4 protein-coding genes are annotated in these 2,856 nt (G+C 28.8%); 1 reads left to right on the top strand and 3 read right to left on the bottom strand.

All coding sequences use genetic code 11. The annotated features are described in order from the left end of the window. On the top strand, positions 1-1,049 hold a 1,049-nt coding region (gene ylbJ, locus FGK85_RS14950), incomplete at its 5' end, for a sporulation integral membrane protein YlbJ (protein ID WP_138207934.1). On the opposite strand, the gene FGK85_RS14945 is transcribed toward ylbJ, so the two are convergent. The 3 genes from FGK85_RS14945 to rsmD are packed head-to-tail and all read right to left on the bottom strand — an operon-like array spanning position 1,032 to position 2,634. Further along, positions 1,032-1,556: an ATPase gene (locus FGK85_RS14945; protein WP_138207932.1), complete on the bottom strand. Its 525-nt coding sequence runs from the start codon at positions 1,554-1,556 to the stop codon at positions 1,032-1,034. The two genes, ylbJ and FGK85_RS14945, sit on opposite strands and share 18 nt — an antisense overlap. A gap of 12 nt (positions 1,557-1,568) precedes the next feature. After that, positions 1,569-2,075, bottom strand: a complete 507-nt coding sequence (gene coaD, locus FGK85_RS14940; protein ID WP_138207930.1) for a pantetheine-phosphate adenylyltransferase — start codon at positions 2,073-2,075, stop codon at positions 1,569-1,571. After that, positions 2,068-2,634 carry a 16S rRNA (guanine(966)-N(2))-methyltransferase RsmD gene (gene rsmD, locus FGK85_RS14935; protein WP_138207928.1) on the bottom strand — a complete coding sequence of 189 codons (567 nt, stop codon included), beginning with the start codon at positions 2,632-2,634 and terminating at the stop codon, positions 2,068-2,070. Before rsmD ends, coaD begins: the two co-directional genes overlap by 8 nt. Positions 2,635-2,856 lie beyond the last annotated feature (222 nt).

Genomic DNA, 2,856 nt, shown 5'->3' with positions numbered 1-2,856 from the left:
GCCCTAAAGTATGTATAGACGCTGCTTTAGGTGGAGCAAAATTATTTTTTAATTCTGTATTTTCTTCATTATTTCCATTTTTAATTATTATTAACGTTATGATGGAGTTTGGAGGCATAGAAATTTATTCTAAAATATTTGGCAAATTTCTATGTAGACCTTTAAAATTACCTGATAATTGCAGCTTTCCTCTATTAGTTAGCTTCGTCTGTGGTTATCCTTTAGGTGCAAAATATTCCTGTGAGCTTTACCAAAACAAACGTATAAACTTAAATACTTTAGAAAGACTATTAAATATAGCTTCTAATGCAGGACCACTATTTATAATTGGTGGCGTAGGTGTTTCTATGCTTAATAATCACTATTTAGGTTATTTACTTATCATATCAAACTATATTTCCTGTTTAGTTATGGCTCTACTATTGAAAAGAAAGGATTACTCTACAACAATTAATAAGAATAATTTTAATGTAAAAGTATCAAAGGTAGATAATATAGGCTTGGTTTTAAAAAGAAGTGTTGAAAATTCAATATTTACCACCTTATCCATTGGTGGTTTCATAACACTTTTTTCCGTGTTAATATCTCTATTAAAAAGTGGCAGATTTTTCAGCAAGGCTATAGAATGTATATCAAGCATACTACATATTCCTATTAATTTAACTAATGGATTAATAGTAGGAATTATAGAAATGACTAATGGGTGTGCAACCTTAGCTTCATTAAGAATAGATAACATTTATAAATTAGCATTTTTAAGCTTTATTATATCCTTTGGTGGTATCTCAATTACATCTCAAGTATATACTTTTACGTATAAATACAATATTTCTATGAAAAGATACATGAAGAGAAAATTAATACAGGGCTTTATAAGCATTATAATAACAATTATTATATATAAGCTTTTCTATAACCCTGTAATTTTCACTAGTACATTTTCATACACTGCTGCCTTTAATAGTATATGTATATTTAGAACAATTACTGTTTTAATTATTTTGACTATATTTTCCTATATACTAAAAAAATTATTTAGTATCTCTTAATTCTTTTATATTTTCTCTTATGGTTTTATTTTTTCCATCAATCTCATTTGATAATTTTACTAAAAACTCTTCCATTTCCTTTTGAAGGTTTTCAAGCATTTGTTTGCTTTCATTGTCTATTTGATTTTGTAGGTCACTTAAAAGAAAATCCGCATAATCAATAGCACCTAATCTTAATTCTTTTGCCTGTTTTTGAGCTGAAACAACTATGTTTTCAGCTTGTTTCTCTGCTTGTTTAGTAATGCTGTGGTTTTCTATCTCACGCTTTAATAAACTCATCTTTTCTCTCTTTAATATTTCAGCTTCTTGCAGAGCCTCCCCTAATATTCTATCTTTTTCTTCACAAAGCCACTTTGCCTTTTTAAATTCATCTGGAAGAAAATTAACAATTCTATCAATCAACTCCATAATCTCATTTTTATTTATTACTACTTTACTAGGTACTATGAATTTTGGAGAGTTTTCAATTACATCTTGAAGATATTCTAATAATTCGATAACTTCCATACCAAACATCCCCTATTTATTAATATTAAAATCCCTATTACACTTTTTAATTTTTTTCATTATATCTGGAATAATTATATCTGGAACTAGTCCCTTTATGCATCCCCCAAACATAGCTACTTGTTTAACTGAAGATGAACTTAAATAAGAAAACTCTGAATTAGTCATCATAAATACTGTTTCAATCTCAGGATTTAATTTATTATTCATAAGTGCCATTTGAAATTCATATTCAAAGTCTGATACTGCCCTTAACCCTTTAATTATAACCTTTGAACCATTTTGTTCCATAAAATCTATTAATAGCCCACTGAAGCTTTTTACTTTTACATTGGGCAAATCCTTAGTACATCTTTCTATAAATTCAACCCTTTCTTGTACAGAAAAAAGTCCTTTTTTATTAGGGTTCAATAAAACAGCTACTATTACTTCATCAAAGACCCTTGCAGATCTTTTAATAATATCTAAATGACCATTAGTTATAGGATCAAAGCTTCCAGGATAAACTCCCCTATTCATTTTCTTCCTCCTTGTAAGCATAAAAACAAACTGTTGTATTTCCATACCTTCTTTGGTCTTTTAGTACTATAACATCGTCTCCAGCATAAATTGTCTCCACTGTATCTATTTTGCATACTATAAGTCCACCTTTAACTAACATATCATATTGATTTATTATATCTATAGCAGGTGGAATCATTTCTTTTCTATAAGGTGGATCTATAAATACTAAATCAAATTTCTTGCCTTTTTTCCCTAACATTTTTAGAGCTTCATAAGAATCCATATTCAAACAGTTGCATCTATCTTCAAATTTAAGATTTTGTACATTTTGTTTTAATAGAGAAAAGGATACTGGATGTTTATCTACTAAATAACATTCCTTTGCTCCTCTGCTTACAGCTTCTAATCCTAAACTTCCTGTTCCTGAAAAAACATCTATAGCAACAGAGCCATAAACCCTTGTTTGTATTATATTAAATATAGATTCTTTAATTCTATCTAATGTAGGTCTTGTATTCATACCTTCTGGGGATAAAATTTTTCTACCTTTTGCCTCTCCCGCTATTATTCTCATAAGGTACCTCCTGTTTACGTCAAATATTATAATTGTTCTCTAATATTTTAGCATACATATCTATTATATACAAAGATTTTTTCATTAATCCAGAGATTTAGCACCTAAATTCCAGTAAAAATTTTATTTTTACTGGAATTGTATCTTTTTACATTTACTTAAAGGGCTGGTAAGCCCGCAGACCGATAGGTCGCAAAAATAGATACACTTACCCCTACCCCA

It is taken from the genome of Haloimpatiens lingqiaonensis, assembly GCF_901447495.1.
Classification (GTDB): Bacteria; Bacillota; Clostridia; order Clostridiales; family Clostridiaceae; genus Haloimpatiens; species Haloimpatiens lingqiaonensis.
Note: the sequence above shows the minus strand (reverse complement) of the source record. Positions and strands in the feature narration are given on the sequence as shown.